The 7,813-nt window shown below is 64.0% G+C and carries 4 protein-coding genes and 1 pseudogene; all 5 read right to left on the bottom strand.

Annotated elements, in window-relative coordinates; genetic code table 11:
• Positions 1 to 177: 177 nt before the first annotated feature.
• The gene (ligA, locus tag ACEK02_RS17650; protein WP_371422880.1) at positions 178 to 2,331 is read right to left on the bottom strand and encodes an NAD-dependent DNA ligase LigA; all 2,154 of its coding nucleotides are present in this window, start codon (positions 2,329 to 2,331) and stop codon (positions 178 to 180) included.
• A gap of 103 nt (positions 2,332 to 2,434) precedes the next feature.
• The gene (gene recN / locus ACEK02_RS17645; RefSeq protein WP_371422879.1) at positions 2,435 to 4,108 is read right to left on the bottom strand and encodes a DNA repair protein RecN; all 1,674 of its coding nucleotides are present in this window, start codon (positions 4,106 to 4,108) and stop codon (positions 2,435 to 2,437) included.
• 13 nt (positions 4,109 to 4,121) lie between these two features.
• Complete coding sequence (locus ACEK02_RS17640; RefSeq protein WP_371422881.1) at positions 4,122 to 5,018, bottom strand: outer membrane protein assembly factor BamD; 897 nt, start codon at positions 5,016 to 5,018, stop codon at positions 4,122 to 4,124.
• A gap of 294 nt (positions 5,019 to 5,312) precedes the next feature.
• A complete protein-coding gene (gene lpxC, locus ACEK02_RS17635) occupies positions 5,313 to 6,293 on the bottom strand; it encodes a UDP-3-O-acyl-N-acetylglucosamine deacetylase (RefSeq protein WP_371422878.1) in 981 nt (326 codons plus the stop codon).
• A 345-nt stretch (positions 6,294 to 6,638) separates the two neighbouring features.
• Positions 6,639 to 7,813, bottom strand: a pseudogene (locus ACEK02_RS17630) (cell division protein FtsZ); the annotation flags it as partial.

The raw sequence follows: 7,813 nt of genomic DNA, 5'->3' as shown, positions 1-7,813 counted from the left end.
GTGACGATCGCGATCGCCCCTCTCGGTGGGGCAGGACGAAAGGGAAAATAATCAAGATGGGGATATTGTCAATAGAGATAGGAAAAAATGTTTGGGCGCTGTCTTGCCGCCCCACACTGTCATTCCCCGGCAAACCATTGGGTTTGCCTGAGGGCGGCTGCGCGAAGCCCGACCGCCCTACCCGCCGATCAGCGCCAGCCACTCGTCTTCCGTGAGCACCGCAACGCCGAGATCCCGCGCCTTGGTGAGCTTCGAGCCGGCATCCTCGCCGGCCACCACATAGTCGGTCTTCTTCGACACCGAGCCTGCGACCTTGGCGCCGAGGCGCTCGGCGCCGGCTTTGGCTTCGTCGCGCGTGAACTTGGTCAGTGAGCCCGTGAACACCACCGTCTTGCCGGCCACCGGCGTATCGGTCTTGGCCTGCGCGACATCGAGCACCTCGATCTCGCCGAGCAATTCGTCGAGCGCCTTCACATTACGTTTCTCGGCGAAGAATTCGACGACCGCATCCGCGACGATTTCACCGACGCCGTCGATGGCATTGAGATCGGCATAGGCTTCGGACGTATTCTCCTCGCCGCCCTGCCCCGCAATCGCCGCCAGCATCGCATCGCGGAACGCTGCGAATGATCCATAGTGGCGCGCGAGCAGCTTGGCATTGCCTTCGCCGATGTGGCGGATGCCGAGGGCGAAGATCAGGCGATTGAGCTCGATCTTGCGGCGATCATCGATGGCCGCAAAGAGATTGCGCACCGAGGTCTCGCCATAGCCCTCGCGGTCGCGCAGCTTCTTGCTGGCGCGCTCGTCGCGCTTCTGCAGTGTGAAGATATCGACGGGATGCATGATGATGCCCTCGTCGTAGAATTCCTGGATCTGCTTGTCGCCGAGGCCGTCAATGTCGAAGGCCAGCCGCGAGACGAAATGCTTGAGCTTCTCGACCGCCTGCGCCGGACACACCAGCGCGCCGGTGCAGCGCGTGACGACCTCGTCGTTCTCGCGGATCGCGTGGCTGCCGCAGACCGGGCATTTGGTGGGAAATTCATACGGCTTCGCGCTTTTCGGCCGCTTGTCGAGGACGACATTGACGACCTGCGGAATGACGTCACCGGCGCGTTGCACGATGACGGTGTCGCCCTCGCGGATATCGACGCCGTCGCGCAGCGGCTGGCCGTCATTGCCGATGCCCTTGATGTAATCGGCATTGTGCAGCGTCGCATTCGACACCACGACGCCGCCCACCGTGATCGGCGTCAGCCGCGCCACCGGCGTCAGCGCGCCGGTGCGGCCGACCTGGATGTCGATCTTCTCCAGCACCGTCGTCGCCTGCTCGGCCGCGAATTTATGCGCGATGGCCCAGCGCGGCGCGCGGCCGGCAAAACCGAGCCGCGCCTGCCAGTCGATGCGATCGACCTTGTAGACCACGCCGTCGATGTCATAGCCGAGCTTGGCGCGGATCTCGCCGATGCGCCGATAGAAAGCCAGCGCGTCGTCCACGCTCTTGCAGAGTGTGATCTCGGGATTGACTGTGAAACCGGCTTTGTGAAGCCAGTCGATCATCGCGTGCTGGGTCGGCTCCGGCATCGGATAGTCAGACATCTCGCCCCAGGCATAGGCGAAGAATTTCAGCGGCCTTGACGCCGTGATCGCGACGTCCTTCTGGCGCAACGAGCCCGCTGCCGAGTTGCGCGGATTTGCGAACACGGTGTCGCCGGCCTCTTCCTGCTTTTTATTCAGGGCAAGGAAATCGCTCTTCAGCATATAGACCTCGCCGCGCAATTCGCAGGCGGCGGGGATGTGCTTGCCCTTCAGCGTCGTTGGAATGTCCTTGATGGTACGGACATTCGCCGTGACGTCCTCACCGGTGAAACCGTCGCCCCGCGTGGCGGCGCGGATGAGTTCGCCATTCTCGTAGCGCAGCGACAGCGACAGGCCGTCGATCTTCGGCTCGGCGACGATGGCGGGGATTTCGTCGAGCTTGAGGAAGCGCTGGATGCGGGTGACGAACTCCGTGACCTCCTCGTCGCTGAACGCATTGCCCAGCGACAGCATCGGCACCACGTGCTGCACCTTGGCAAAGCCGCGCGCCGGAGCTGCGCCGACCGTCTGCGTCGGCGACGCGCCAGTGACGAGATCGGGAAACTTCGCCTCGATCGCCTCGACGCGGCGACGCAGCGCGTCGTACTCCGCATCCGACACCGTCGGCGCATCCTCCTGATAGTAGCGCCTGTTGTGCGCCTCCATCTCCAGCGACAACCGTATCAGCTCGACCTTGGCTTTCGGCCTGGTGAGCGTGGAGATGTCGGGGGGAGTGATTTTTGATGTCTTCGCCATGGCTCAGAATAACGTGTTGCGCGGACGCCAACAACGGGCTGCCCCATACTGTCATTCCGGGTTCGCTCGCAAGAGCGAGCGCCCCGGAATGACAACTTGATCTCTACGCCGCGCCCTTGAGCAACCGGTCCGCGGCTGCCCGCGCTTCGGCGGTGATCTCCGCACCCGCCAGCATTCGCGCGATTTCCTCGCGGCGGTGATCTTTCGCCAGGGTGTTGACGCGGGTCGCGACGCGCTTGCCCTTGTCGAGGGCGTCCTTCGAAATCAGAAGATGCTGGTCGGCGCGCGCTGCGACCTGCGGGGCGTGGGTGACGGCCATCACCTGCACCTTGCCGGCGAGGCGACCGAGCCGCGCACCGATGGCATCGGCCACGGCGCCGCCGACACCGGTGTCGATTTCGTCGAACACCAAAGTCGGCGCGGAGCCCTTGTCGGACAGCACCACCTTCAACGCCAGCAGGAAGCGCGAGAGTTCGCCGCCGGAGGCGACCTTCATCATCGGGCCCGGGCGGGTGCCGGGATTGGTCTGCACCCAGAACTCCACGCGGTCGATGCCCTGCGGTCCCGGCGTGTTCGCATCGCTGTCGACCTGGGTGATGAATTTCGCACGTTCGAGCTTGAGCGGCCCGAGTTCGGCGATGACAGCCTTGTCGAGCTTGTCGGCAAATTTCACCCGCGCCGCGGACAGCTTCGTCGCCGCAGCGCTATACTTCTTGTCGGCCTCCGAGGCTGCGGTTTCCAGTCCCTTGAGCTGGCCGGCGCCGGCATCGATGGTGGCGACGTCGGCAAAGTATTTCGCGGCCAGCGCGGCGAGTCCTTCCACCGGTGTCGAATATTTCCGCGCGGCGCCGCGCAGCGCGAACAGCCGTTCCTCGATGCGCTCGAGTTCGGCGGGATCGAAATCGGCGGCGATGAGCGCAGCGCTGAGATGCTGGTCGGCCTCTTCCAGCGCGTTGATGGCGACGTCGATCGCCTTCACTGCGGGCTCCACCAATGTCGGCATTGATCCGGCGCGGCGCTCCAGCCGGCGCACGGCGGCGGCCAGCGACGAGATCGGCGAATGATGGCCGGACACAGCCTCCTGCGCCTCGCGCAGATCCGCCGCGATCTTCTCGCCCTGCATCATGCCGGTGCGACGTTCGGCGAGCTGCGTCTCCTCACCTTCCTTCGGATTGAGCTTCTTCAGCTCATCGGCGGCATGGCGCAGATAATCGGCATCGCGGGCGGCGCGCTCCATATTGGAGCGATGGGCCTCCAGCGCCGCATAGGCGGTCTTGCGGGCCTCCCAGAGGGTCTCCAGCGCGGTGACGTCCTTGTCCAGCCCGGCGAAAGCGTCAAGCAGCCGGCGATGCGTGGCGGCATCCACGAGGGCGCGCTCATCGTGCTGGCCATGGATCTCGACCAGCGCGGCGCCGACCGCCTTCATGGTCTGCACGGAGATCGCCTGATCGTTGATGAAGGCACGGGTGCGGCCGTCGGCGAGCTGCACACGGCGCAGAATCATCTCGCCGGAATCGTCGTCGAAACCGTTGTCCTTGAGAATCGCCAGTGCCGGATGGCCCATGGCCAGATCGAACACGGCTGTCACCTGCCCCTGTTCGGCGCCGTGGCGCACCAGGCCGGCATCGCCGCGGCCACCGAGGGCGAGCGCAAAAGCATCGAGAAGAATCGATTTGCCGGCGCCGGTTTCACCGGTCAGCACTGCAAGACCGCGGGAAAACTCGATATCGAGCCGTTCGATCAGGACAATGTCACGGATCGACAGACGGGCCAGCATGAGAGGTCAGTTCCTAACCGAGGCCAAATCTCTTGAAGGCCTTGCTCAGGTAAGACCCCTTGTTCTCGCTCGGCTCGAGACCGCCGGACTTTACAAGATTGTAGGCGTCTTTGTACCACCTGCTGTCAGGAAAGTTGTGGCCAAGCACGGCGGCAGCCGTCTGCGCCTCGCCGACCACGCCGATCGCCATATAGGCCTCGGTCAGGCGCATCAGCGCCTCCTCCACGTGACGCGTGGTCTGATACTGCGTCACCACGGTCTTGAAGCGATTGATGGCGCCGGTGTAGTTGCGCTTGTCGAGATTGTAGCGGCCGATTTCCATTTCCTTGCCGGCGATCTGGTCGCGTGCGCCTTCCAGCTTCTTCTTGGCCGAGGTCGCATATTCCGAGGTCGGATATTTGCGGACCACTTCCTCGAGCGCAGCCATCGCCTTTTCGGTGCGGCCCTGGTCGCGCGAGATGTCCGGGATCTGGTCGTAATGCGAGGCCGCGATCAGATACTGCGCATAGGCCGCATCCGGGCTGCCGGGATGCAGGGTGACATAGCGCGTCGCCGAGCCGATGCAGGTGTCGTAGTCGCCGGATTCGTAGGCCGCATAGGCCGACATCAGCAGCGACTTGCGCGCCCACTCCGAATACGGATGCTGACGATCGACTTCCTCGAATTTCTTCGCGGCGGCCTTCGGATCCTTGGTCTGGTTCATGAGGTACAAGCCCTCATTGTAGAGCTTGTCGGCCGGCTCCTCGACGAAGGTGTCGTCCTTGCTGCTGAACTTGTCCCAGATCGCGCCCGTGCCGCAGCCGCTCAGCGGCACCGCCAGCACGACGAGGCCCGACGCCAACCGCACATGGCGGCCGAAGCGGGTGAGCAGGGAGTCACGGGATTCGAGCGTAATGCGCTGTGCCGACATATATCTGAGACCTGACGCCTTCATGCGGTGTCTGCGCGTGATATCGCGCACAATCACGGACCAACCGGATACGCGCCCGCAGCTTCGCTTGGCGACCGCGTGCTCTATCTACCCGAATGAAGTCCGTTAACCAACCGGATACGGAGCCATTTCGCCCGGATTAAGGCGAAGGATGTGGAGATACAGGGAGTTATGGTTACCGGGCATGTCCCGGTGCACGCAAAGGTCAGCGTCCGCGGAAAAGCGCAACGCAAAACACCGATAGCGGGTGAAAGAGGCCGGAAAGGCCCGATCTCAGGAAACGTCCGGGCCGAAAGCGGGCGCGATCATGCCGCCAAGCATGCCCGAGGTGACATCGGCGCTGGCGCGGCCACGGCGGGCCGGAGCATTTTGAAGGTGAGCTGCGTCGGCTTCGACGACCTTCCAGGCCGAACGATCGGCCATCAGGGCGCAGAGCACGGCATTGTTGAGTTTGTGGCCGCCACGCACCGAGCGGTAGGCGCCCAGGATCGGCAGACCGGCCAGCGCGAGATCGCCGACAGCGTCCAGCACCTTGTGGCGGGCGCATTCATCGGCGTAGCGCAGGCCTTCGGTGTTGAGCAGCTTGTCATCGTCGAACACGACGGAATTCTCGAAGGACGCGCCGAGCGCGAAACCGGCGCTCCAGAGGCGGGCCACGTCGTTCATGCAACCGAAGGTGCGGGCACGGGCGATATCGCGGCGGAAGCTTTGGGGATTGAGATCGAGCACGTAGCTCTGGCGGCCAATCATCGGATTGGCGAAGCTGATTTCCACCTCGGCGCGGAAGCCCGCAGCGTGGGGGCGGATCTCGCCGAAGCTGTCACCGATGGCAACCTGCACCGGTTTGAGAACCTGAATGAAGCGGCGGCGGGCGCCCTGCTCCACGATGCCGGCCTGATCGATGGCGGCGACGAAGGCGGCTGCGGAGCCGTCCATGATCGGTACTTCCGGTCCATCGACTTCGATGACGGCGTTGTCGATGCCCATGCCGCGCAGCGCAGCGAGAACATGTTCGGCGGTAGAAACAATCGGGCCTTCACGATCGCCGAGCACGGTGGCAAACTCGGTGGCGATGACTGACTTGGCGTTGGCCTGGATTTCGCGATCGGCACCTTCAAGACCGGTGCGGACAAAGATGTAACCTGCATCGACGGGAGCAGGTCCGAGGGTGAGGCTGACAGGCTTTCCGGAATGGACGCCGACACCCGTAACGGTGGCTTGCGATCCAAGCGTGGTCTGTCGGCTGAAAGTCATATGGTACCCACCCAAGTAGCCTCTCGTCATGAGAGGGACTCTCTCAGTCGAACCTTGCGGCCTCCTGAGTCCCCGAGTCGCAGTTACATTAACCCCTGCCACAAAGTGCGCCAACTCACGCTTTTTTACCGATTGTTACCCCACCTTTGCCGCAATCAAGCCAGGGGTTAACCAATATTTCTGACGGTTTCCTAGCTCCTGCGAGCCTCGGCAGAGCGCACCTGTAAAGATTAATGACTTACTATCAATAGGTTAACAAATCGCAGCGGTTTTGGCGACTGTCACAAACGAAAGCCCCGGCTGATCCAGCCGGGGCTTTGGTCTTCGACACGATTGTAACAAATGTCAGCTGGTCTGGCGGCGCAGGAAGGCCGGGATATCCAGATGATCGTCGCCCTGTGGCGCCGGCGCAACAGGTGCCGGACGACCGTGGGAATCGAGGCCCTGCGGCGCCGGACGGCGGGCATATTCGGACACCGGCGGTTCGTTGCCCATCTGCTGGGCGACGCTGCGCTGTGGCTTACGTTCAGGCAGCGGCGGCATCGGAGCCATCGGCGGAGCTGACGGACGGCCGGAGACCGGCGCTTCCGAGTCCTCGTCGCGGCGGCCGAGACCGACATTGGCCAGACGCTGCAGCAGCGACAGGCGAGCCTTCTGCGGTTCCTCGTCCGATTCGCCGCGTGCCTGACGGATCTCGTTCTGGGCCGGCATCGGCAGTTCTTCGAATTTCGGCATCCGCGGAGCGCGCAGCGGGGCGCGTTCAGCCGACGGCGGAATGAACTGTTCGGGAATCGGCGCTTCCATCGGGGCTTCCTGGCGCGGCGCTTCCGGGAACAGCGAGGGCTTCTGCGCAATCGGGCGCACAGTCACATCGCCATACTGCTGCGGCGCAGCGGCTTCCGGAGCCACAGCAGCGGCGATGGCGGCAAGCGCGGCACGCTCGTGGCTGGTCGCCGGCGCGCGGGGTGCAGCGGCCGGAACCGGAGCGCCGGCAGCCTTGGCGGCGGCGGCAGCAGCGATGCGCTGGTTGTCAGCACGCAGACGCGCGGTCAGATCGGCCAGACGCGCATCCGGGGCAGTATTGCCAGCCGGAGCGGCAACGGCGGAGGTCACGGTGGTGACCGGAGCCGAGGAATTGCGGGCCAGCATGGCCTGCTCGATGCCGGTGGCGACGACCGACACGCGAATCACGCCGTCGAGGCTCTCGTCGAAGGTGGCGCCGACAATGATGTTGGCGTCGGCATCGACTTCTTCACGAATACGGGTGGCGGCTTCGTCGACTTCGAACAGGGTCAGGTCCTTGCCGCCGGTGATCGAGATCAGCAGGCCGCGGGCACCCTTCATCGAGCTGTCGTCGATCAGCGGGTTGGCGATCGCAGCTTCCGCTGCGGTCAGCGCACGCTTCTCACCGGTGGCTTCGCCGGTGCCCATCATCGCCTTGCCCATCTCCTTCATGACTGCGCGCACGTCGGCGAAGTCGAGGTTGATGAGGCCTTCCTTGACCATCAGGTCGGTGATGC

It is taken from the genome of Tardiphaga sp. (assembly GCF_041424195.1).
Classification (GTDB): Bacteria; Pseudomonadota; Alphaproteobacteria; order Rhizobiales; family Xanthobacteraceae; genus Tardiphaga.
This window is presented reverse-complemented; position numbering and strand designations above follow the sequence as displayed.